21 protein-coding genes are annotated in these 24,703 nt (G+C 40.7%); 12 read left to right on the top strand and 9 right to left on the bottom strand.

The genetic code is table 11. The features are described from left to right. Window positions 1-33: 33 nt before the first annotated feature. The 5 genes from rplL to AC4CU0_RS13655 all read left to right on the top strand — a co-directional run bounded on the left by rplL (window position 34) and on the right by AC4CU0_RS13655 (window position 10,326). Window positions 34-405, top strand: coding sequence for a 50S ribosomal protein L7/L12 (gene rplL, locus AC4CU0_RS13675; protein WP_180065896.1), 372 nt, complete (start codon window positions 34-36; stop codon window positions 403-405). A 303-nt stretch (window positions 406-708) separates the two neighbouring features. After that, window positions 709-4,797 carry a DNA-directed RNA polymerase subunit beta gene (gene rpoB, locus AC4CU0_RS13670; protein ID WP_490743327.1) on the top strand — a complete coding sequence of 1,363 codons (4,089 nt, stop codon included), beginning with the start codon at window positions 709-711 and terminating at the stop codon, window positions 4,795-4,797. A gap of 140 nt (window positions 4,798-4,937) precedes the next feature. Beyond that, window positions 4,938-9,137 carry a DNA-directed RNA polymerase subunit beta' gene (gene rpoC, locus AC4CU0_RS13665; protein WP_078192842.1) on the top strand — a complete coding sequence of 1,400 codons (4,200 nt, stop codon included), beginning with the start codon at window positions 4,938-4,940 and terminating at the stop codon, window positions 9,135-9,137. 159 nt (window positions 9,138-9,296) lie between these two features. Beyond that, window positions 9,297-9,839 (top strand): hypothetical protein, encoded by a 543-nt coding sequence (locus AC4CU0_RS13660; RefSeq protein WP_490743326.1) that lies wholly within the window; start codon window positions 9,297-9,299, stop codon window positions 9,837-9,839. Between the two features lie 130 nt (window positions 9,840-9,969). After that, window positions 9,970-10,326 carry a YMGG-like glycine zipper-containing protein gene (locus tag AC4CU0_RS13655; protein WP_490743324.1) on the top strand — a complete coding sequence of 119 codons (357 nt, stop codon included), beginning with the start codon at window positions 9,970-9,972 and terminating at the stop codon, window positions 10,324-10,326. Between the two features lie 50 nt (window positions 10,327-10,376). Here AC4CU0_RS13655 and AC4CU0_RS13650 read toward each other — a convergent pair whose 3' ends face one another. Continuing rightward, window positions 10,377-10,859 carry a DUF4442 domain-containing protein gene (locus AC4CU0_RS13650; protein WP_490743323.1) on the bottom strand — a complete coding sequence of 161 codons (483 nt, stop codon included), beginning with the start codon at window positions 10,857-10,859 and terminating at the stop codon, window positions 10,377-10,379. 128 nt (window positions 10,860-10,987) lie between these two features. Here AC4CU0_RS13650 and AC4CU0_RS13645 point away from each other — a divergent pair, with 128 nt between their 5' ends. The 6 genes from AC4CU0_RS13645 to AC4CU0_RS13620 all read left to right on the top strand — a co-directional run bounded on the left by AC4CU0_RS13645 (window position 10,988) and on the right by AC4CU0_RS13620 (window position 17,212). Next, window positions 10,988-11,863: an alpha/beta fold hydrolase gene (locus AC4CU0_RS13645; protein ID WP_180182579.1), complete on the top strand. Its 876-nt coding sequence runs from the start codon at window positions 10,988-10,990 to the stop codon at window positions 11,861-11,863. A gap of 95 nt (window positions 11,864-11,958) precedes the next feature. Further along, window positions 11,959-13,326, top strand: coding sequence for a Na+/H+ antiporter family protein (locus AC4CU0_RS13640; RefSeq protein WP_490743322.1), 1,368 nt, complete (start codon window positions 11,959-11,961; stop codon window positions 13,324-13,326). A gap of 307 nt (window positions 13,327-13,633) precedes the next feature. Further along, complete coding sequence (locus AC4CU0_RS13635) at window positions 13,634-14,242, top strand: OmpW/AlkL family protein (RefSeq protein WP_180113614.1); 609 nt, start codon at window positions 13,634-13,636, stop codon at window positions 14,240-14,242. Between the two features lie 156 nt (window positions 14,243-14,398). Further along, window positions 14,399-14,746, top strand: coding sequence for a lysozyme inhibitor LprI family protein (locus tag AC4CU0_RS13630; RefSeq protein ID WP_490743321.1), 348 nt, complete (start codon window positions 14,399-14,401; stop codon window positions 14,744-14,746). 117 nt (window positions 14,747-14,863) lie between these two features. Continuing rightward, complete coding sequence (gene htpG, locus AC4CU0_RS13625) at window positions 14,864-16,783, top strand: molecular chaperone HtpG (protein ID WP_490743320.1); 1,920 nt, start codon at window positions 14,864-14,866, stop codon at window positions 16,781-16,783. Between the two features lie 153 nt (window positions 16,784-16,936). After that, on the top strand, window positions 16,937-17,212 hold the full coding sequence (locus AC4CU0_RS13620; RefSeq protein ID WP_490743319.1) for a hypothetical protein: 276 nt from the start codon (window positions 16,937-16,939) through the stop codon (window positions 17,210-17,212). 68 nt (window positions 17,213-17,280) lie between these two features. Here the strand turns inward: AC4CU0_RS13620 and AC4CU0_RS13615 are convergent, their stop codons facing one another. From AC4CU0_RS13615 to AC4CU0_RS13595, 5 genes are all read right to left on the bottom strand, one after another. After that, the gene (locus AC4CU0_RS13615; RefSeq protein ID WP_490743318.1) at window positions 17,281-18,441 is read right to left on the bottom strand and encodes a hypothetical protein; all 1,161 of its coding nucleotides are present in this window, start codon (window positions 18,439-18,441) and stop codon (window positions 17,281-17,283) included. Window positions 18,442-18,539: 98 nt separating this feature from the next. After that, a complete protein-coding gene (locus AC4CU0_RS13610) occupies window positions 18,540-19,988 on the bottom strand; it encodes a hypothetical protein (protein WP_490743317.1) in 1,449 nt (482 codons plus the stop codon). Between the two features lie 11 nt (window positions 19,989-19,999). Further along, entirely contained in the window at window positions 20,000-20,179 is a 180-nt protein-coding gene (locus tag AC4CU0_RS13605) for a hypothetical protein (protein ID WP_078189814.1), read from the bottom strand. Window positions 20,180-20,529: 350 nt separating this feature from the next. Continuing rightward, window positions 20,530-20,718, bottom strand: coding sequence for a hypothetical protein (locus AC4CU0_RS13600; RefSeq protein ID WP_111885834.1), 189 nt, complete (start codon window positions 20,716-20,718; stop codon window positions 20,530-20,532). A gap of 233 nt (window positions 20,719-20,951) precedes the next feature. Continuing rightward, complete coding sequence (locus tag AC4CU0_RS13595) at window positions 20,952-21,200, bottom strand: glycine zipper domain-containing protein (RefSeq protein WP_218951560.1); 249 nt, start codon at window positions 21,198-21,200, stop codon at window positions 20,952-20,954. A gap of 237 nt (window positions 21,201-21,437) precedes the next feature. On the opposite strand from AC4CU0_RS13595, the gene AC4CU0_RS13590 reads away from it, so the two are divergent. Then, complete coding sequence (locus AC4CU0_RS13590; RefSeq protein ID WP_067761311.1) at window positions 21,438-21,638, top strand: dodecin family protein; 201 nt, start codon at window positions 21,438-21,440, stop codon at window positions 21,636-21,638. Between the two features lie 77 nt (window positions 21,639-21,715). Here the strand turns inward: AC4CU0_RS13590 and AC4CU0_RS13585 are convergent, their stop codons facing one another. From AC4CU0_RS13585 to scpC, 3 genes are all read right to left on the bottom strand, one after another. Then, on the bottom strand, window positions 21,716-22,402 hold the full coding sequence (locus AC4CU0_RS13585; protein ID WP_490743316.1) for a DsbA family oxidoreductase: 687 nt from the start codon (window positions 22,400-22,402) through the stop codon (window positions 21,716-21,718). Between the two features lie 148 nt (window positions 22,403-22,550). Further along, window positions 22,551-22,970: a GNAT family acetyltransferase gene (locus AC4CU0_RS13580; RefSeq protein WP_078189811.1), complete on the bottom strand. Its 420-nt coding sequence runs from the start codon at window positions 22,968-22,970 to the stop codon at window positions 22,551-22,553. Between the two features lie 128 nt (window positions 22,971-23,098). Continuing rightward, complete coding sequence (scpC, locus tag AC4CU0_RS13575; protein WP_168378000.1) at window positions 23,099-24,616, bottom strand: succinyl-CoA:acetate CoA-transferase ScpC; 1,518 nt, start codon at window positions 24,614-24,616, stop codon at window positions 23,099-23,101. Window positions 24,617-24,703: the final 87 nt, after the last annotated feature.

Raw genomic sequence — 24,703 nt, 5'->3', positions numbered from 1 at the left:
CACACCATTCAATACCCATTTGGAGTTACTCTCATGGCTTTAACAAACGAAGAAATCTTAAACGCAGTTGCTGAAAAAACTGTTCTTGAACTTGTTGAACTTATTTCTGCTTTCGAAGAAAAATTCAACGTATCTGCTGCTGCTGTAGCAGTTGCTGCTGCTCCTGGCGCTGCTGGTGGTGCTGCTGAAGAACAATCAGAATTCAACGTTGAGTTGACTTCTTTCGGTGCTAACAAAGTTGCTGTAATTAAAGCAGTTCGTGAAGCTACTGGCCTTGGTCTTAAAGAAGCTAAAGATCTTGTTGAAAGCGCTCCTTCAGTTCTTAAAGAAGGCGTTTCTAAAGAAGAAGGCGAAGAACTTAAGAAAAAACTTGAAGAAGCTGGTGCTACAGTTACACTTAAGTAATCTTAAGGGGAGTCGATTTTTTTATAATCGGCTCCAAAAAATGGCTGGTGGCCCTTGGGTCATCAGCCTTTTTGCGTTACAATAATCGGCTCGATTTTTGTTTGCATGATATAAAAATCATACAAATTAAAAATAATTTATAAAACCAAACGCTTACCAATATTTTTCAGTAAAAAATATTGTTAAGCGTTTTAATACCACTAAAAATTGCAGCATTTGTGAAAGTGGTGGCCATATCGGCCTGCGTAATTCCTTCTAAGTTCGTTCTGCAGGCGGACTTAGTTTACTTTCCGAGGACTCCAGATGGCATACTCATATACCGAAAAGAAACGGATCCGTAAGAATTTTGGTAAATTGCCCAAGGTAATGGATGTTCCGTACTTGCTCGCGATTCAAGTCGACTCGTACCGAACTTTCCTTCAAGACGGCAAAACTCCAAAAAACCGCGAAGATATCGGTCTCCAAGCCGCATTTCGTTCAGTTTTTCCTATTGAAAGTTATTCTGGCAATGCTGCTTTAGAATTTGTTGAGTATAGTCTTGGTAAGCCTGAATTTGATGTGCGCGAATGTATTCTTCGTGGCTCAACTTATGCGGCGCCAATGCGTGTAAAAATTCGTCTGATCATTAAAGATCGCGAAACTAAAACAATCAAAGATGTGCGTGAGCAAGAAGTCTACATGGGTGAAATGCCACTTATGACAGACAACGGTACCTTTGTGATCAATGGTACTGAGCGTGTAATCGTATCTCAATTACACCGTTCACCAGGTGTATTCTTTGACCACGATAAAGGCAAAACTCACTCTAGCGGTAAAGTTCTTTACTCTGCTCGTATCATTCCTTACCGTGGTTCATGGTTAGACTTTGAATTCGATGCAAAAGACTTGGTCTACGTACGTATTGACCGTCGTCGTAAATTACTTGCGACTGTTGTGCTTCGTGCCTTGGGTTATAACAACGAACAAATCCTAGACATGTTCTACGAAAAAGTACCTGTATATCTTGATATGGGTAGCTATCAAATTGACTTGGTTCCAGAACGTCTACGTGGCGAAATGGCACAGTTTGATATCGTGGGTACAGACGGTAAGACAATTGTTGAACAAGGTAAACGTATTAACGCGCGCCATGTTCGTCAAATGGAAGCAGCAGGTCTTGAAAAACTTTCTGTTCCTGATGAATATCTATATGAACGTATTGTTGCTGAAGATGTAACGTTACGTGATGGCGAAGTAATTGCTGCAAATACAGTACTAAGCCATGAAATTATGATGAAATTGGCTGAAGGCGGTGTTAAACAATTCAACGTACTTTATACCAATGACATCGACCGTGGCCCATTCATTGCGGACTCTTTACGTGCAGATACTACAACTGGTCGTGAAGAAGCACTTGTAGAAATCTACAAAGTGATGCGTCCGGGTGAGCCACCAACAAAAGAAGCTGCTGAAAACTTATTCAACAATTTATTCTTCTCTTCTGAACGTTATGACTTATCACCAGTAGGTCGTATGAAGTTCAACCGTCGTTTGGGTCGTCCTTACGAAGTGGGTACGGATCAGAAGTCTCGTGAAGTTGAAGGTATTCTTTCGAACGAAGACATCACTGATGTATTGAAAACATTAGTTGAAATCCGTAACGGTAAAGGTGAAGTCGATGATATCGATCACTTGGGTAACCGTCGTGTTCGTTCTGTTGGTGAAATGACAGAAAACCAATTCCGTGTTGGTCTAGTTCGTGTTGAACGTGCTGTTAAAGAACGTTTATCTCAAGCTGAAACTGATAACTTGTCTCCGCAAGATTTAATCAATGCGAAACCAGTTGCTGCTGCAATCAAAGAATTCTTTGGTTCAAGCCAGTTGTCTCAGTTCATGGACCAAAATAACCCGTTGTCTGAAATTACACACAAACGTCGTGTATCAGCATTGGGCCCAGGTGGTTTGACTCGTGAACGTGCGGGCTTCGAAGTACGTGACGTACATCAAACTCACTACGGTCGTGTATGTCCAATCGAGACTCCTGAAGGTCCAAACATTGGTTTGATCAACTCACTTTCTGTTTATGCGAAATGTAATAACTTCGGTTTCTTGGAAACTCCATACCGTAAAGTTGTTGATGGTCGTGTAACGGATGACGTTGAATACCTTTCTGCGATTGAAGAAGTAGGTACTGTGATTGCACAGGCCGATTCTGGTATCGATAAAGACGGTAACTTAACTGAAGAATTCGTATCTGTACGTCACCAAGGTGAATTCGTACGTATTCCACCAGAAAAAGTAACGCATATGGATGTATCTGCTCAGCAGGTTGTATCTGTAGCGGCATCACTTATTCCGTTCCTTGAACACGATGATGCCAACCGTGCATTGATGGGTTCAAACATGCAGCGTCAGGCTGTTCCTACATTACGTGCTGACAAACCGCTTGTTGGTACAGGTATGGAAGCAAACGTAGCGCATGACTCGGGTGTGTGTGTACTTGCGAAACGTGGTGGTCGTATTGAATTCGTTGATGCTTCTCGTGTCGTTATTCGTGTAAACGAAGAAGAGATGGTGGCAGGCGAAGCAGGTGTAGATATCTACAACCTGATCAAATACACACGTTCGAACCAAAATACATGTATCAACCAAAACGTTGTTGTACGTTTAGGTGATAAAGTTGCACGTGGTGACGTTCTTGCTGATGGTCCATCAACAGATGGCGGTGAGTTGGCATTGGGTCAAAACATGCGTGTAGCGTTCATGACTTGGAACGGTTACAACTATGAAGACTCGATCTTATTATCTGAGCGTGTACTTCAAGAAGATCGTTTAACGTCTATCCACATCCAAGAGCTTTCATGTGTTGCACGTGATACCAAATTGGGTGCTGAAGAAATTACAGCGGATATCCCGAACGTGGGTGAAGCTGCACTTTCTAAATTGGATGAATCAGGTATCGTTTATATCGGTGCTGAAGTAACTGCTGGTGACATTCTTGTTGGTAAAGTAACGCCTAAAGGTGAAACGCAGTTAACTCCGGAAGAAAAATTGCTTCGCGCAATCTTCGGTGAAAAAGCGGCTGACGTAAAAGACTCTTCATTACGTGTATCTTCATCTGTGAAAGGTACTGTAATTGACGTTCAAGTGTTCACACGTGATGGTCTTGAAAAAGATGAACGTGCTCAAGCAATTGAGAAAGCACAACTTGATGCTTACCGTAAAGACTTGAAAGAAGAATACAAAATCTTTGAAGAAGCAGCTCGTGAACGTATTGTTCGTCTATTGAAAGGTCAAGAATCTAACGGTGGCGGTACAACTAAACGCGGTGACAAATTAACTGAAGAGTTATTGTCTGGTCTTGAGTTGGTTGATCTTATTGAAATCCAACCAGTCGACGAAGCGATTGCTGAACGTTTAACTCAAATTCAAGTGTTCTTGAAAGAGAAGAGCCTTGAAATTGACGAGAAATTTGCAGAGAAAAAACGCAAACTTTCTACAGGCGATGAACTGACAACTGGCGTATTGAAAGTTGTTAAAGTTTACTTGGCTGTAAAACGTCGCATCCAACCGGGTGATAAAATGGCGGGTCGTCACGGTAACAAAGGTGTTGTATCAAACATCTTGCCTGTAGAAGACATGCCACACGATGCAAACGGTGTTCCAGTTGATGTTGTACTTAACCCACTGGGTGTACCATCACGTATGAACGTGGGTCAGATTCTTGAAACTCACTTGGGTATGGCGGCTAAAGGTCTTGGCGATCAAATCGACAAGATGATGAAAGAGCAGCGTACTGTACTTGAGCTTCGTGATTTCTTAGACAAGATTTACAACAAAGTTGGTGGCGAACAAGAAGATCTTGATAGCTTGACTGATGAAGAAATCTTGGTGCTTTCAGGTAACTTGCGTAAAGGTGTTCCTTTAGCAACACCAGTATTTGATGGTGCTGAAGAATCACAAATCAAAGAATTGTTAGAACTTGGTGGCATTTCACGTACTGGTCAAACAGTATTGTATGATGGTCGTACAGGTGAACGTTTTGACCGTCCTGTAACTGTAGGTTACATGTACATGTTGAAGCTGAACCACTTGGTTGACGACAAGATGCATGCGCGTTCTACTGGTTCTTACTCTCTAGTAACTCAACAACCGCTTGGTGGTAAAGCACAATTCGGTGGTCAGCGTTTCGGTGAGATGGAAGTATGGGCACTCGAAGCTTACGGTGCAGCATATACACTTCAAGAAATGCTTACTGTGAAGTCGGATGACGTTGAAGGTCGTACCCGTATCTATAAGAACATTGTAGATGGTAACCATTACATGGACCCAGGTATGCCTGAATCGTTCAACGTATTGACCAAAGAGATCCGTTCTTTAGGTATCAACATTGAACTGAAAAATGGTGACTAATTAGTTCCATTGAATCTCCCTTGCGAAGCAGTGCTTCTCACCTCTTTAATCAAGAGGGGCAAGGGGGATTTCTCAGTTAAAAAACAATATTTGTGACCCAGTTGTGAAGTGAAAATCTCCACAACACACGGAGAAAAAAATTGAAAGACTTGCTCGATATCATGCGCAAAAAGACGGATTCAGACGGTCATGCTCCTGTAGAGTTTGATCGCATCCGTATTGGTCTTGCGTCACCAGAAATGATTAAGTCGTGGTCTCATGGTGAAGTTAAAAAGCCTGAAACCATTAACTACCGTACGTTCAAACCTGAACGTGATGGTTTATTCTGTGCCAAAATCTTTGGTCCAGTAAAAGATTACGAATGCTTGTGTGGTAAATACAAGCGTATGAAATACAAAGGCGTCATTTGTGAAAAATGTGGCGTTGAAGTAACAACTGCAAAAGTACGTCGTGAGCGTATGGGTCATATTGACCTTGCTTCTCCAGTTGCACATATTTGGTTCTTAAAATCACTTCCTAGCCGTATCGGTCTGCTTTTAGACATGACTTTACGTGATATCGAACGTGTATTGTATTTCGAATCATACGTTGTAACTGACCCAGGTATGACTCCACTTGAGAAATACCAACTTCTAAACGATGAAGAATACTTCACTGCTTTAGAAGAACACGGTGATGAATTCACTGCGAAAATGGGTGCAGAAGCAGTTCAAGATTTGTTGAAAGACATCGATCTTGAAGCTGAAATTTCACGTCTTCGTGAAGAAATTCCAAATACAACTTCAGAAACGAAGCTTAAAAAAGCTTCTAAACGTCTGAAATTGATGGAAGCGTTCAAAGAGTCGAACAACAAACCAGAATGGATGGTGATGAATGTACTTCCAGTACTTCCACCTGATCTTCGTCCGTTGGTTCCTCTAGAAGGTGGTCGTTTTGCGACTTCTGACTTGAACGATCTTTACCGTCGTGTAATCAACCGTAACAACCGTTTAAAACGTCTACTAGACCTTGCAGCACCAGACATTATCGTACGTAACGAAAAACGTATGTTACAAGAGTCTGTTGATGCATTGCTTGATAACGGTCGTCGTGGTCGCGCAATTACTGGTTCGAATAAACGTCCTCTTAAATCTTTGGCAGACATGATCAAAGGTAAACAAGGTCGTTTCCGTCAAAACTTATTGGGTAAACGTGTCGATTACTCTGGTCGTTCGGTAATTACTGTAGGTCCAACTTTACGTCTGCACCAATGTGGTCTTCCGAAAAAAATGGCACTTGAATTATTCAAACCATTCATTTTCGCGAAACTACAAGCATCTGGCCAAGCGACAACCATTAAAGCTGCGAAGAAAATGGTTGAGCGTGAAACTCCAGAAGTTTGGGACGTACTTGCTCACGTAATTCGTCAACATCCAGTGATGTTGAACCGTGCGCCTACACTTCACCGTTTGGGTCTTCAAGCATTTGAACCAACCCTGATTGAAGGTAAAGCGATCCGTCTTCACCCGTTAGTTTGTGCGGCATTTAACGCCGACTTCGACGGTGACCAAATGGCGGTACACGTACCATTAACACTTGAAGCTCAGTTAGAAGCTCGTGCGTTAATGATGTCAACAAACAACATTCTTTCTCCTGCGAACGGTGAGCCAATCATCGTACCTTCTCAGGACGTTGTCTTAGGCTTGTACTACATCACTCGTGATGCGATCAATGCCAAAGGTGAAGGTATGGTGTTTGCGGATACTGACGAAGTAAACCGTGCACTTGCAACAGGTCAAGTTGATTTACACGCTCGCGTAAAAGCACGTGTACACCAAACAGTCATTGACGAAAATGGTAACCGTGAACAACAAACCATTGTTGTAGACACAACTCCAGGTCGTTGTTTACTTTGGGAAGTTGTACCTGAAGGTATGGATTTCCAACAAATCAACGTTGAGATGACGAAAAAGAACATCTCTAAATTGATCAACTCTTGCTACCGTAAATTAGGTCTTAAAGATACTGTTATCTTCGCTGACCAATTGATGTACTTGGGCTTCCGTCAAGCGACTCACTCAGGTGTGTCTGTTGGTATGGAAGACATGTTGATTCCGCCACAAAAACAAGCAATTATCGAAAAAGCTGAAGTTGAAGTTCGCGAAATTGAACAACAATTCGAGCAAGGTTTCGTAACTGCCGGCGAACGTTATAACAAAGTTGTCGATATTTGGGCACGTACAAACGACCAAGTAGCGAAAGCGATGATGGACAACTTGTCTTTCACAACTGTTAAAAACAAACAGGGTGAAGACGAGAAACAAAAATCATTCAACTCGATCTACATGATGTCTGACTCAGGTGCCCGTGGTTCGGCAGCTCAGATTCGTCAGTTAGCGGGTATGCGTGGTTTGATGGCGAAACCAGATGGTTCGATCATTGAAACACCAATTAAAGCGAACTTCCGTGAAGGTTTGACCGTACTTCAGTACTTCATTTCAACACACGGTGCACGTAAAGGTTTGGCCGATACTGCATTGAAAACTGCGAACTCAGGTTACTTGACTCGTCGTTTGGTTGACGTTGCACAAGACTTGGTAATTACTGAGCCAGATTGTGGTACTTTCGACGGTCTTGTAATGACTCCGTTCATTCAAGGTGGCGATGTCATCGAGAACTTAGGTACTCGAGTATTGGGTCGTGTACTTGCTGAAGATGCGAAGAAACCAGGTTCGGATGATGTGATTCTTCCACGTAATACTTTAATCGACGAAAAACTTGCAAACTACTTAGAAGAGCAAGGTGTCGATGAAGTGAAAGTACGTTCAGTTGTAAACTGTGAATCTACTTTCGGTGTATGTGCGAAATGTTACGGTCGTGACCTTGCTCGCGGTCACTTGGTGAATCCAGGTGAATCTGTGGGTGTAATGGCTGCTCAATCAATTGGTGAGCCAGGTACACAGTTAACAATGCGTACGTTCCACGTAGGTGGTGCTGCGAGCCGAACTTCTGCTGCTAACAGCGTACAAGTTCGTAACAAAGGTACAGTACGTTTCCACAATGTGAAAACAGTACAACACGCTAAAGGTCACTTGGTATCAACTTCACGTTCAGGTGAAATCGGTATCGCAGATGACATCGGTCGTGAACGCGAACGTTACAAAATTCCATACGGTGCTTCAATCATCATTAAAGATGGCGAAGCTGTGGAAGCTGGCGGTATCGTAGCGACTTGGGATCCGCATACACATCCATTGGTTACCGAAGTTGCAGGTAAAGTGCGTTTCAGCCAAATCGCTGATGGCGTAACTGTGACATCGAAAACTGATGATGCAACAGGTATGACGACTATTGAGGTACTTCCAGTAACTTCACGTCCAGCATCTGGTAAAGATATGCGTCCAGCTGTTGTATTGGATACAACAGATGGCGGCGAACAGTTCTACTTCCTACCACAAAACACGATTCTGACTGTGCGCGATGGCGAAACAATTGGTGTCGGTGATGTTATTGGTCGTGTACCACAAGAATCTTCACGTACTCGTGATATTACCGGTGGTCTTCCACGCGTAGCTGACTTGTTCGAAGCACGTAAACCGAAAGAACACGCGATCCTTGCTGAAATTTCAGGTATCGTAAGCTTCGGTAAAGAGACCAAAGGTAAGAACCGTCTTGTGATTACTCCGGATGATGGCTCTGAGATTTACGAAGAGCTAATTCCGAAATGGCGTACGATTAACGTGTTCGAAGGCGAGCATGTGAACCGTGGTGAAACCATTTCTGATGGTCCGCAAAACCCACACGACATCTTACGTTTGAAAGGCGAAGTTGCACTGACAAATTACATCGTGAACGAAGTTCAGGACGTATACCGTCTGCAAGGTGTAAAAATCAACGACAAGCACATTGAAGTGATCGTACGTCAAATGCTTCGTAAAGTTGAAATCACTGACGGTGGTGATACAAGCTTCATCAAAGGCGAGCAAGTGGAATACATCCGCGTTGTTCAAGAAAACCAAGCTGTGGCAGCTCAGAACAAGTTCCCAGCGAAGTTTGAACGTCAATTGATGGGTATTACCAAAGCGTCGCTTTCTACTGACTCGTTCATTTCTGCTGCATCGTTCCAGGAAACAACTCGTGTGTTAACTGAAGCTGCTGTAACAGGTAAAGAAGATGAATTACGTGGTCTGAAAGAAAACGTAGTTGTAGGTCGTCTGATCCCAGCGGGTACAGGTTTGGCTTACCACTTAGAACGTCGTCGTCAAGAGTCTGAAGCTGCAGAGCTTGAGCTTCACAATGATTTCTCTGATGTAGATCAAGCATTAAGCCAAGCATTTAGCGATGAATTTAACGGTCTTTAATTAGCCCTTAAATCATTCAAAAAAGCCACCTTTGGGTGGCTTTTTTTATGCGGATGAATTGAAAATTAAAGCTTTCCTAATGTTGATTTATTTCCTATAGTAAAAATAGAACATAACAAATCTCTTGATTTTTAAACTTAAACATAACGGGGTCTTTTGATGAAATTCACACAGCAATTATTCGCAGTTTCTGCATTATTCAGCTCATTGACAGCGATTGCTGCACCTATGCCCAATTCGATTGTGGTAGAAGATAAAGCTGTAGTTCCAGTACTAAAAACAGAAGTGATTCGCCGTGTTGCAGGTCAAGAACCTGTACGCCAAGTAACTGCAACAGTGTTAGAAATGACCAATAAAGGTCAGGATATCGTGGCACGTGAAATTGAACTTTCAGATCACCAAAGTGATTTTTCTGAAAAGAAATTATCGATTCCAGTAGTACAACGTGGTGGTGTTATCATCCCGACTTCTAAAATTGAAACCAAGACTACGGTGAAGCAGGACGGTCAGATTATTCGTCAAAACACCAATATTGATGCAGAAGGTGTAGAGTTTAAGAAAGGGCAAGACCCGATTAAACGCACGCTAAAACTAGATCAGGCAACAGATCCAGAAAGCAAAGCCAAACTCTCTCATGCTGTGCTGACTGAAAATGGTGAAACCACAAAAGATTTGATGATTTTGGATGAAAATCCTGAGTGATTTGTGAGCGATTAGGCGTGGTTTTTTACAAAATGCAGCATTTATGCTCCAAGCCGTAACAAGCTATATTTAATTGTTTCATACAATGGTTTTAGAATCATAGGTATTGAAGAAGACAAGGAACATCACAATGAAAAAAGTAATGAGCGTATGCGCAGTCGCGATGATGTCGACCGTAATGCTTACTGGTTGTGAAAGCATGTCGCCAAATGAACAACGTATTGGTGCTGCAGCTTTAGGTGGTGCCATTGGTGGTGGTGTGGGTAATAATGTCGGTGGTGCTGTAGGTGCAGCCGTTGGTGGTGGTGCTGGTGCAGCTGTCGGTAGTAAAACTCAAAACGGTTCAAACCGAAATGCCTCATATAGTGGTGTAGGTGGTGCGATTGGTTCTGCAGTCGGTAAAAGTATCTTTGGTGGTAACACCGGTGCTGCGATTGGTGGTGCAATCGGTGGTGGTGCAGGTGCTGCAATTGAGCAAAATCGCTAATCCAATCCGATAAAATTGAATGAAAAGGCGCTTAAAGATAAGCGCCTTTTTTATTTGCGGGGACGGGGTTGCTTGCGACGAATGTATAGGGTTTTTTGAACTTCAGCGATACGTAAGCCTGCTTCATCAGAAATATTTAAGCTATAGTTCCGTAGCACAGGTACGTGGTTATCTGCTAAGTTTTTAATATGGTTGATTTCATTTGGGTCGAGCTGGATATCAGCGTATACCGTTCCACGCCCGGGGGATAAAAATTGGATATTTGCCGCTTTGTCCCACACGATATAACGTGAGCCAAGGTGATGCATCAAAATCAACATATAAAATGGGTCAACCATTGAATAAAGACTACCGCCAAAATGTACACCGACGATATTTTGATTTTTGCGAGTTAATGGCATTTTGACGCGAATGTGATAATTGGCGAGATCAATTTTATCAATCGAAATGCCAGCACCTTTATAAGGGGCATAATGATTGAGTAAGAATTTAGAGACAATAGGCATTGTCATTATTTTCTGGATTATGCTCATACTGGGTCAATTTTTTTTTATGCTGAACTTTGCATACTAAATGAGTTTCCAAACTGTGGCATTGATCACATTGCCCATGTTCACAAATAAAACGTCAATTCGATGGAATCGATAAAAGGACAAGAAGAATGCAACCACTAAATACGCAATGGGTGAATACCACAGATCAACAACGGCTCTATGTGAAGACATGGGGTGATGAAACTAAGCCGGCATTGGTTTTGGTTCATGGTTATCCTGATAATCAGGAAGTATGGGAACCAGTTATTGAACATCTTGGTTCTGAATTTTATATTGTGAGCTATGACGTGCGAGGTGCAGGGCAGTCATCTGTGCCCCGTAAAGTACGAGACTATCGTTTGGAGCAATTATCACTTGATTTGGATAGTGTAACGCAAGCGGTATTAGGCGAACGTAGTTTTCATTTGGCCGCGCATGATTGGGGCTCTATCCAATCTTGGGAATCGGTGACTGAGCCAAAATTTCGCTCACGTATTTTGTCTTATTCAACTATTTCTGGGCCATGTTTGGATCATGCGGCATTTTTGCTCAGAAATAGCTTTAAGCATCAGCAGAAAAAATTACTCAAATTATTAAGTAAGTCATGGTACATCGGGGTATTCCAATTACCATTTTTGGCACCGACCGCGTGGCATTTTTTGAATGCTGAACGTTGGGGAAAAATTGTGAATGATTTAGAACGTACTCAAGAATTGCCTTTGAATCATAATATTCAGCATGATGGTAAACACGGTATTGCGCTTTACCGTGCTAATTTTATTCCCCGCTTAACTCAGCCTAGACAACGTCATGCCGTCTGTCCTGTACAAGCGATTGTGTTGAAACATGATAATTTTGTCAGTCCAGACTACATTAAAGAATTACCTAATTGGGTTGAAGATTTATCTGTAGTTGAAGTCAATGCCAATCATTGGGCTGTGCTAAGCCAACCCGAAAAAATTGCAGGTTACATCGCTCAATTTGCGCAATCACAGCAGCTTTAAGTAAATCTTTCAACAGTGTCACTTCATCGATAGGGGGCTAAATAGCGAGCAAATTCTGATAAAATACGGTTTTTTGTCAGACTCCCTTTTTTCTTATGTTTGCTATTCTTGCCGCAATTACAGTCATGTTTGGACTGTCGCTGGCACGCGTGCCTGTTGTATTTGCACTGATCATTGGTGCAGTAACAGGTGGCTTGTTAGCTGGCCTTGGTATTCATGGCACCATCGAAGCGTTTAATAGTGGCTTAGGCAACGGTGCTCAAATCGCACTTGCTTATGGCGTGTTGGGGGCATTTGCTTTGGCACTTGCGCGTTCAGGTTTGCCCGATTTACTGGCTTATCAACTGATTACCAAACTCAAAGGTAACAGTAATGTGAAAGCCAAGAATCGCGTGAAATACGTCATTTTCGCTACTATCGCTTTAGCCGCCGTATGTTCACAAAACGTGATTCCAGTGCACATTGCGTTTATTCCAGTATTAATTCCACCATTACTCAGTGTATTTAATCATTTAAAACTTGACCGTCGTTTGATTGCTTGTGTTCTGACTTTTGGTCTTGTGGCGACTTATATGCTGGTACCTTTTGGTTTTGGTGCTATTTTCCTTAATGATATTTTAGGTCAAAACATCAATACCTTTGGTAAGCCATACGGTTTCAACATCAGCTATGATCAAATTCCAACTGCTATGGCAATTCCAGTATTTGGGATGTTTGTTGGCTTATTAATTGCTGTTTTTTATAGCTACCGTAAACCACGAGAGTATGCTGACGTTCAGGTTAAGGAATCACAGCACACCATCTCATCTGATGTAAAAGCAGATGAAAATGGTAAACCACAAGTCGCTAAATTTACTTTGATCATGGCTGCGGTAGCAGTAGTTGCTACGCTTTCTGTTCAAGTCATATCTGAGTCGATGATTTTGGCGGGTCTCGTTGGTGTTGCGATCTTAAGCTGTGCAGGTATTTTTAAGTGGAAAGAAGCCGATGATGTCATTATCAGTGGGATGCGCATGATGGCACTGGTGGGTTTCATTATGATTTCTGCGCAGGGCTTTGCATCTGTGATTGAGGCTACGAATCAAGTACCAATACTGGTACAAGCTTCGGTTGAATGGATTGGAAACAGCCAAGGTTTAGCTGCATTTTGGATGCTATTGATAGGGCTATTAATTACCTTAGGTATTGGTTCTTCATTCTCAACAATCCCAATTTTGGCCATTATTTATGTACCACTTTGTATTCAATTTGGTTTTAGCCCAGCGGCAACGATTGCCATTATTGGTACAGCAGCAGCTTTAGGAGATGCAGGTTCTCCGGCATCAGACTCAACTTTAGGCCCAACATCAGGCCTTAATATGGATGGTCAGCATGACCACATGAAAGACAGTGTGGTCCCGACCTTCATTCACTACAATATTCCATTAATGATCTTTGGTTGGATTGCCGCAATGGTACTCTAAAAAATTTTCAAAGATAAATAAAAAAGGCGATTATATAATCGCCTTTTTTATTATTTAAACCTGATGAATTTAGTTGGTTTAAAATCATTAAATTGATTAATTCTGATTAAAATGGTTGGTATATTTTAAATAATAAGTTAATTATAATGGTTGATAAATAAAACCAACTTTTATACTATGATTAAAATAAATATAGTTAATTAATAATAACTTATATAATAGTGTAATAAATTATTAAATAATGTTATTGCATAATTTTAATACTAATGTTTAATATTAATTATTCATTCTAGAAGGTTGCTTTAAAATGTTAAAACAAGCTGCTCTTATTGCATTATTGGGTATGTCTGCATCAGCTATGGCTGGTCAATGGCAAGTGAAAGTTGGTGGTTCTGTGGTAGCCCCTACTTCTGACACAAGTATTTTAAACGGCGCAGTAAATGTTGAAGCAGATCATGAATATGCATTTACACCATCAATTGAATATTTCTTTAATGACAACATTTCAGCTGAATTACTTTTGGCAACGCCAATAAGTCATGATGTAAATGTTACAGGTGCTGTAGATGCTGGTGTGAAGGTTAAACATTTGCCACCTACAATTACTGCAAAATATAACTTCAAAAATTCAACACGTTTCACACCGTATATTGGTGTAGGTGGTACAGCATTTGTTGCGTGGGATGAAAAAGCAAGTGGTGATTTAGCTGGTGCTAAAGTAAAAGTAAAAGAAGACTTTGGTTTTGCAGGTCAAGTCGGTTTTAACTACCAGCCAGCTGATGCAAAAAACTGGGGTGTTTTCTTTGATGCACGCTATGCTCAGATTAGCCCAGAAGTGGAAATTACAGGTGTACCTAAATTTGATTTAGATATCGATCCTATGGTGTATACAATTGGTTATAGCTACAAATTCTAAGCTGTAACTGATCTTAAAACCCTGCCATTAGGCAGGGTTTTTTATGCAGAATATTCCATTCATCAGTTGATCGAATTGAACAAATAGGCAATAGAAAATTAAGGTGGAACTGTTAGAGTCGAGATAAATCAGCAAGTTGGAAGAAGAGAAAAGACGATGAAAAAAATTATTCAGGGTATGCTGGTCTTGGGCAGTGCTTATTTTATTTCGACAAGTTATGCCGCAAGTTTTGATTGTAAAAAGGCGAAAACCATTACCGAACATGCGGTTTGTGATAACCGGAGTATTAATGATGCCGATGTCAAAATGGCCACGACCTATATGATTATTCGTCATTTGGTTCCCATGGGGACACGTGGTGCAATTCAAGATCAACAAATAAAATGGCTACAACTACGCGATCAGTGCCGTGACAATGTCAGTTGTTTAAGTGATGTATATAAAATGCGGCAGCAAAAACTGGATCTCTACATGGACCGTGTTTATAAACAAGGACCTTTTTAAACCTTAAAATTTAGTGCGACAGAATAAAAATTTTCCATTCATACTATTGAAAAATAGTGAAGTCCCTCCATTCATATAGGCAATTGATAATTTTACTCAGTATGAACGGAGAGACTGATGAGCGAACAACAATCTCAAAAACACAGCTTCCAAGCGGAAGTGGCTCAGTTACTGCATTTAGTAACACATTCTTTATATTCAAATCCTGAAATTTTCCTTCGTGAGTTGGTATCAAACGCATCTGATGCCTGCGATAAATTACGTTTTGAAGGCATTAACCATCCTGAATATTATGAAAATGATCCAGATTTACATGTGCGTATTCATTTAAATAAAGAGCAGAAGACAATTACCATTTCGGATAATGGTATTGGTATGACAGAACAAGAAGCGATTGATCATTTGGGTACGATTGCTAAGTCTGGCACTAAAGATTTTATGTCGAAGCTTACGGGTGATCAAAAGTCAGATGCACAATTGATTGGTCAATTTGGTGTGGGCTTCTATTCAGGTTTTATTGTTGCTGAAAAAATTACAGTGGAATCACGTCGTGCTGGGGTAAATGCCGCTGAAGGGGTACGTTGGGTTAGTAATGGTACAGGTGAGTTTGATGTAGAGCCAATTGATAAGGCTTCACGTGGAACCGACATCATTTTGCATTTACGCGAGGATGCTTTAGATTATTTAGATCGTTACAAAGTTAAGCAGATTATTAATAAATACTCTGATCATATTAGTTTGCCAATTGAGATGCAGAAAGAAGTTTGGCAACAAGAGGAAGCTGCCGAAGGCGAAGACGCAAAACCTGGTCAATATGTACTGACGGATGAATGGGAAGCGATTAACTCAGCAAGTGCATTATGGACGCGTAATAAAAATGAGATCAGTGAAGAACAATATACTGAGTTTTATAAAAACCTGAGCCATGATTTTGAAGCCCCGCTTGCGTGGACACATAACCGTGTAGAGGGAAGTACGGAATATACACAGTTACTTTATATTCCATCTCGCGCACCAAGCAATATTTTCACACGTGAAGCTAAAGCAGGAATTAAGCTCTATGTGAAACGTGTATTTATCATGGATGATGCGGATAATTTGATTCCTAATTATTTACGTTTTGTTCAAGGTGTGGTGGATAGCGCAGACTTACCACTTAATGTAAGCCGTGAATTATTACAAGAAAGTCGCGACGTTAAAACGATTCGTGAAGGTAACGCCCGCCGTATTTTAACGGTGCTAGATGGTTTGGCGAAATCTGAAGATGTTGCTGATCAAGAGAAGTTTGCAAAATTCTACGCTGAGTTTGGTTCAGTCTTAAAAGAAGGCTTAGGCGAAGACATAGCGAATCGTGAGCGTATTCTAAAATTATTACGCTTTGCTTCGTCAAATAATGATGAAGTGAAAACATCATTTGCAGACTATAAAGCCAATATGAAAGAAGGCCAAAAGGCAATTTACTATGTGACTGCTGATAGTTTAAATGCTGCGAAAAACTCACCACAACTTGAATTGTTCAAGAAAAAAGGTATCGAAGTGCTGCTCATGACTGAACGAGTGGATGAGTGGGCGATGGAATTTGTTTTTGAGTTTGATGGAACACCATTACAGAATGTATCGAAAGGTGCAGTTGATTTGGGTGATCTACAAGATGCTGAAGAGAAGAAAGCACTTGAGGAAGCTGCTGAGCAGTTTAAACCTGTTGTTGAAAAACTGTCGGATGCATTAAAAGATAAGACCTCTGAAGTGCGTGTAACAACACGTTTAGTGGACTCTCCTGCGTGTTTGGTGGTGGCTGAGGGTGAGTTATCACCGCAACTGGTCCGTATGCTAAAACAAGCAGGACAAGCGGTTCCCGAGTCAAAACCAGTCTTGGAAATCAATCCATCCCATCCGTTGGTACAAAAATTAGAAGGTTCAGCGCAATTTGATGATTTGGCGAATGTGATCTTCGATCAAGCGTTGATTGCTGAAGGCGGTTTACCCGAAGATCCTGCCCAATACATCAAACGGATTAACAGCTTATTGCTGAAGTAACGGTAGATATGAAATGAACCTCCTTCGGGAGGTTTTTTATTTGGTTTTTCGATAGAGCACATGAATAAAAACGTCCATGTTTTAATCTTTAAAATAAATTAAAAATAAATAAGTAATCTATAATAACGATCGTTAAGTATTGGGAATCTTAAGATGAAAATTTTAGTGATCGCTGTAATGGGCTCGCTGCTCTCTATGGGCCTCATGCAATCTGCTCAGGCAGACAGCTTTAAGCAAAAAATGGTGCGTAATGACCCTGTGCAGGTTTCAAAGCAGATCGCACAATACGATATCAACCCTTTTGTTGATAGTCGCCGTGTGATGCGAAATGATCGTGTTCAGTATAGTTTTCCTACAGTGAAAAAAGTCGCTGAAAAACAGCCGAGTATTGTACGTAATGATCGTGTACGTGTGATTAAGAAAAATTGAAGCTGAGTTATTTAAAAAAAGCCCATCCTGTTGAGATGGGCTTTTTATTCGCTGTGAAATAGCGGGTTCTAGAACAAGGCTTCAAGGCGCACTAAAGCGCCCACAAAGTGGCTTTTATCGTCACGATGGTTGTTGAGGTAGTTGAGATCACCTTGGATATAAAACCATTCACGTAGAAAGGGCTGTCGCCATGATACATAGGGTCCCCAACTGTTTAAACGCAGTTGGTCATTATTGTAAAAACCACCTGTATACAGTCCGTAGTTGAATCGGTTGCCTTTAAAAAATTGGTGTTGGCGGTAACTGAAGTTATCCCATTTCAGATCATCATCCTGTGCATCGGCATAGGTCAGGTTGAATTGGTTGGAGATAAAGGGTTGGCCTGGACGGGCATGGGTTAATTCTAAATTGGTTCTCAGATAATTTTCACTGTCGATGCCATAACGATAAATTTGTTCTGCTAAAAAGCTAAAGTCATTGTCGAGTTGCCATTTTTTGGTCGCTTTGAGGCGGACATATAGGTCATCTCCAGATCGTAAGCCGAGATCGACATCGGTTTCAAATGGAAGCCGATCTGAAATTTCAGACCAACGTAACGCGAGCGAACTGTTGTCATGCCGCGCTTGCTTATTGTCATAATGTTTATCGTTTCGTCCATCCGGATTTTCATTGGTAATCGCGGCATTATTTTCAAGCTCATTATCCAAAGAGTCATCACCAAACACGACGCTTAACTTTTTCTCCAAGGTCGGGAGTCTAATTTTTCCTCGTATACGTGGCTTAATTTCGTAACCGTCATGCTTATCCCAACTGTTATCTAAAATGACCCGTAGGGTTGCATTGGCAGGCTTTTCTGGCTCACTTTTCCCAAACCAATGGTCCATTTTGACTGCAGTGCGATCTGCCCATTGACGAACTTTTTTTTGTTGCTTATCGGTCCAGCTATTATTTTCCGTTTGTTCTGTTGTCGGAACAATGGGGTGATCTGATTGTTCAGGTAAGAAGGTCGGTGTTGCATCAATCCAACGTGGAATTTGATCTAAAAAATCATAGGTCTTTGGCATGATATACGGTGAACTTTGCTCGGTTGCAGGCACATCCTGAGAATGTTGCCCCTCAGTTTCATTGACGACAGCATCAGTTTCATTGGCCCAAGCAACTTGATACATCAAGCTTATTGATGCGGAAAAAAGCAAAGTCCGAATAAAGTACTGTTGTTTTTTATGCATATGTTTTGGCTCTATTTAATTATCATCTGAGTATCCTGCATCTGTAGTTTTGTTATTTTTGTCGGATAAATGCAAGCCAAACTACAAAATAAATGCAATTAATCTTCGGTCATTTGCTTAAGTGCTTGATAAAGCGAAATCACATCAATGGGTTGAGGCAATTGTTGGATCACATTTTGGATGCTTTGCCAATTTAAACCTTGCTGTCGATGGAGGATCAAATAGGGAAGGGCTTGTTCGGTACGCAAGAGAGCCATGCGTTTTTGACCGTGGATTAACCGTATTTTTTGACGTTCTTGTAATAATAACAGCGGGGTATGTAGCGTCGGTTCAGGTTCATCAAAATGAATGAATTTTTGCGTATTAACTAACTGTGCCGGGATAAATGGATAATAGTCGTTTTGCGACCAAATTATTTCAGCCTGCTGAGACTGTTGATAGAGCTGATCAGGTGCAGCACAGAGTTGCTCTAGATTGTCCCATGTCATGACTTTAATCGCGGCAAGTTCATGTTGATGTTGTTGGCAAAACAGCTGAGAGAGTCGAATGGCTTCCATTTGCGTTTGAGCACCAAACAACAAGAGATATTTGGTGAAGCGACCTTCGGTATTGATTTGCTCTGCTAAATACAGTGGCTGGTTTTTCCAATCTGTACCATCTGTCGTATGCAATAGAACATCAAGTTGCGTTGTGAGTTCAGGCTGATCTATAAACTGCAATTCATACAAGGCCAATTGCGCATCGATGTTTTGCAGCGTTTGAACGCGAGCGGCATATTGAGCGATTTGAACCTGTTCAGGAAGTTCAACGCCTGCCATTGTCGAGTTGAGATGTTCCTCCAATGGCGCATGTGTTGGCTGCTCAATTAGAACAAGAGGAACGGTATCAGGTGCAGAAAGCTCCGGTTTATTTGTATTTGAGTTATCAAGCAACGTATCCGCTTCATTGATTTGCTTATCGCAATGATCTAGATCGACAGATCCGTCTTTATTTATCGCTTCAATTGGCAGTAGGTCGTCCACACTTGCTGCAACACAGCTTGGCGCTGTGATGATTTCATCCTTTAGGCGTAAGGCATGTAGACGTAGATCGGTATCACTGATTAAACATTTATATAGCTGTTGTTGTTCAATTAACCAATCATAGCATTCGCTAAAATTGCCCCATTCACTGAGTAGAGCTGTGCGCTGTTTGGCTGGAATCATCCACACTTGCCAACCTAATTTATGGTCATGCAGCAAGGCCCAACCCATCTCTGGATATTGATATAAAGCACTTTCGAGTGCAGCATCATGGTTAAAATAGCCACGAAATAACAATGAATATGGCGTTTGTTTGGAAAATTCAGTGGCAGCCATTTGTGGCTTAGTTAATGCACGATAACTTAATATTTGCTTTTGAAAAATTGGTTCATCGCATAAGGCAAAAATTTCATGAATCCGACGTTTAGAAAGCGCAGTTTCATAAAAACTCAAAGCACGGTGTTCAAGTTGATGGGTCAGTACATGGATTTCTTTTATTAATTGTACTTTCTCTTGTAAATTCATTTGTCCGCTTCCTAAAGGACTTTTTGTGCTTTTTCTAAATATTTAGCCAATACAATATTGGTTGCAAGTTCTACTAATTTATATTCAGCCGAATTCGGGTTTCGATATGTATTGGCCAATTCAATCAGGCGTTCAATATCTATAACCTGCGGTGAAATTTTTCCTTGTATCAGTGCCTGAAGTTCTTGCATAGGACAATGTAAATTTAAAAATAAAGAAGTCGATTAGTTCATTTGATTATAGAGATTTCATTAAAAAAAACATGGAAATAAATGTCAGCTTCTACAAATTAAGCGTTAAATATGACAATTAATGCGCATTTTGTTTAAAAATAATACCAAATCATTAGCTTAAAGATAGGTTTTGCAAAAGATATAGCGGTATGGTTTGATCAATTTTTTTGAAGTCATCATCAGCGATCGAGCGCTTTTAGATGTTCATTTTTAATGTTAAGTAAAGAATAAAGCCCAAAGTAAAGGCACATAAAATAAAAAACCGATGGTGGGAGCCATCGGTTTTTTTTGGAAAAATCAGCTAAAAATTAAGCTTTTTTTTCTGTGTTTGTTATAACTTCAGTTGTATCAGCAGCTGGAGCTTGGCTCTCTGCATTGGCAGTTTCAGCAGTCACAGCTTTTTTTACTGGAAAATCTGGTACATAAACGATTTGTGCAGAAACAGTTGCAGAAAGCGCCATCACAGCAACAGCCATAGCATATTTGATTGCGTTCATTTGTGTATTCCTATCAATCATTATTGACTCAAAATTGAGTCAGGGAGAAAATTAATCACTTGAATTTATGTGAAAATAATATCAAAAAATAATCAATTAAAAATGATCGATTCGGCAACGCAAGATAAACGGTATGAATTTTTATTTATATAAAACAGTCTATTAGAGTTATTACTCTAGAGCTTTTAGGGGCTGAGTGACAGCGTTGTATCACTCAGATATAGATGAAAAATCTATGAATGTTTGGCACATTTCTTTTCATAGACTTTGCCTGCGATACCCCCAATAATGGCACCGCTAATCGTACCAAAAACAGGCAAAATACTGCCTGCAACAGCACCGATCGCAGCACCTTTGACGGTCGGAGAAAAACGTGAGAGAAAGTTATTCTTCCCTGTTTGGGACTCGTTGGTGGTTGTTTGAGGGGTTGTATTGGTAGATAGTTCGGTTTCAGCAGAAGTTGCTTGAGGTTCAATAGTCATGACATTACTCCCGAGCATGATCGTTAGAAGAATGAAGCTTTTAGCCTAATCGGTAGTGGCCTTGGCTTAAACAGAAAGCATGTAATAAATGATGGTCAGTTTGTAATCCCTCGAAGTGGAATTCACTCCTGTGTAAGACATGTAATATTTTGCTGTTTTGATGTTTAAAAAATAACCAAAATAAGTGACTTAATCATATGATGAAGATTCAAAATCATAACAATGAGGATAAATACAATGTCTGTTGCTAAAGTCGTTGAAGTAAATGCAAGTAGCACAAAAAGTTTTGAAGATGCCATCCAAACGGGAATTAATAAAGTCACTGAAACCGTAAAGAACGTTCAGGGTGCATGGATTAATGAACAAAAAGTTGTGGTGAAAGACAATAAAATTGCGGAATATCGAGTGAACTTAAAAATCAGCTTCTTGGTTGAATAAGTTTTAATTTTATTGATGTTAAAAACTGATCATAAAAAATCCCCGAAGTTCGGGGATTTTTGATTGAACACGCTGAATTATTTTTCAGGTGTTTCACAGCTTTCATCATTACACACAGGTGTCGGAGCAAGCTCAGGAAGTTCCGCAGCTTTATCCATCACTTGTTTAAATACGTCTTTCGGTTGAGCGCCTGCTAAAGCAATGCGTTGCTCAAAGACAAAGAACGGTACACCGGTGACTTTGAGTTGGTCGTGTGCTACTTCTTCGTCGTATTTGACGAAATCTGCAAATTCATCTGAGTCTAATAAGTCATCGACTTCAACAGGGTTTAGACCAATACGAGATGCAACATCTTCTATGGTTTCACGTTCACCAATGGCCAAGCCTTGGGTCATATAGCTATAGAAGAAAGCTTCTTTGGCTTCACTGCCTAAACCTTTGCTTTGAGCAAGATGAATCAAGCGGTGCGCATTGAAGGTATTGCCTGAATTGGCTTTTTGCCAGTTAAATTCAATACCTTCAGCTTTTGCCATTTCGGCGATATTGCGCTGCATTTCTTCAACTTCTTCAATACTGCGGCCATATTTTTGAGCCAGACGTTCAGTATTGGAAATTTCTAGGCGAGCGGGCGCATCTGCATCAAGTTGATAGCTATGCCAAAACACTTCAAGCTCTACACCCGATTCTTCGGCAGCAGCTTCAAGGCGTTTTTTCGCAATATAACAAAATGGGCAAACCACGTCTGACCAAATATCTACACGCATGGGAAATCTCTTTTCTATGTTCTGGGAAAATGATGGGGGCAAATCCTAAAATTTAAAGCCAAGCAATGCAATCCATTTTTGTTTCGATGGCGCAATGTCGTTTTTTTTTGATTTTGTTACAAGGATTGAATGAAGATTTGTCGAACGATTAATCCGTGATTAAACGTTTACCCAAACAAATCACTTCAACCTCTTCATAGCCCAATTGTTCATAAAAATTTTGTACGTCAATGTTGTCTTGGCGAATCAGTAATTGAAGTTTTGGGCAGCCTAGTGCAATTAAGCGTTTTTCTAATTGCTGAATGAGGGCAGTAGCAACACCATTACGTTGAAAATGTGGATGTACGGCAAGATAATTGACCCAGCCTCGGTGTCCATCATAGCCACCCATCACAGTTGCAATCAGTTGATCATCTTTGACAGCCAATAAAAATAATTGATCACGTTGAGCCAATTTTCGAAATATATCAATTTCAGGGTTATTCCATGGACGGGTCAGATCACACAGTTCCCAAAGTGCAATCACATCGTCTAAATCAGATTCGAGATAGGGGCGGATAATAAACATAATTTTTGTTTTAGCATGTAATTTGACCAATTTAGATTAGTCGAGTTTTGCAGACTTGATAAGTCATATTAAAAAATAAAAGCCATAAAAAAAACGCTCCGAAGAGCGTTTTCTTATTTCACTGTCAATTAAGCAGTTTTAACTTCTGGTTGAGCAGCTAACATGTGGCCGTTCTCTTCGAAGTTGATGTGCCAAGACAATGCTTCACGTAGAAGGTGAGGTGTTTGACCACCTTTCGCACATGCACGGTCGAAGTAATCATTTAGCGCATCACGGTACATAGGGTGAGCACAGTTGTCGATTACTGCACGAGCACGTTCACGTGGTGCAAGACCGCGTAAGTCAGCTAGACCTTGTTCAGTAACCAAGATGTCAACATCGTGTTCAGCATGGTCAATGTGAGAAGCAAATGGAACAACAGAGGAAATGTCGCCGCCTTTTGCAATTGATTTAGTCACGAAGATTGCTAAGTGTGCATTACGTGCGAAGTCACCTGAACCACCAATACCGTTCATCATTTTTGTACCGCAAACGTGAGTTGAGTTCACGTTACCGTAGATATCAAACTCAAGTGCAGTGTTGATACCGATAATACCTAAACGACGTACCAGTTCTGGATGGTTCGAAATTTCTTGTGGACGTAATACAAGTTTGTCTTTGTATTGTTCAAGGTTATTAAATACTTTTTCGCCATATTTAGCAGAAAGTGTAATAGAAGAACCTGAAGCAAATTTCATTTTGCCTGCGTCGATCAATTCAAATGTACAGTCTTGAAGTACTTCAGAGTACATGATCAAGTCTTCAAAGTTAGAATCTTTAAGACCAGTCAATACTGCGTTTGCAATCGAACCGATACCTGCTTGTAATGGACCTAGGTTTTTCGGTAAACGACCTTCTTCTACTTCTTTTTCAAAGAAAGCGATCAGGTGGTTTGCAATACCTTGAGTTTCATCATCAGGTGCAGTCACTGTAGATGGAGAGTCATGCAATTCGTTGTTAAATACGATACCTACGATTTTTGAAGGATCGATGTTGATTGCATGTGTACCAATACGTTCGTCAACATGAGTCAATGGAATCGCTTGACGTGTTGGACGATACGTTGGGATATAAATATCGTGTAAGCCTTCGAATGCTGGGCTTAAGTTGGTGTTGATTTCAACAATCACTTTTTCAGCAAAAATTGCGAAGCTTGCAGAGTTACCTACAGAAGTTGTAGGGATGATGCCACCATCTTCAGTGATCGCAACAGCTTCAATAATTGCCACATCAGGCTTTTTAAGTTGAAGGTTACGCATTTGTTCAACTGTTTCAGACAAATGCTGATCGATGAACATCACTTCGCCTTTGTTGATGGCTTTACGTAATGTATTGTCTACTTGGAACGGTAAACGACGAGCAAGAACACCTGCTTCAGTCAATTTTTTGTCCAAATCGTTACCCAAGCTCGCGCCAGTAATTAGGGTAATTTTAAGAGGATTAGCATGAGCCTGTTGAACCAACGCTAAAGGTACAGCTTTCGCTTCACCTGCGCGTGTGAAACCACTCATACCTACCGTCATACCATCCTGAATGAATTCAGCAGCTTTTTCTGCGCTGATAACTTTGTCGTGAAGGGCAGCTAAACGGATGCGATCTAAAGACATCATATACTCTCGTGAAATTCTCAAAACTGATACGGATTGTACCGATCAAAAAAGCCATTTTGCATACCTGTTAGGCTAAGGTCTAAT

The organism is Acinetobacter sp. LipI_15 (assembly GCF_058242865.1).
Note: the sequence above shows the minus strand (reverse complement) of the source record. Positions and strands in the feature narration are given on the sequence as shown.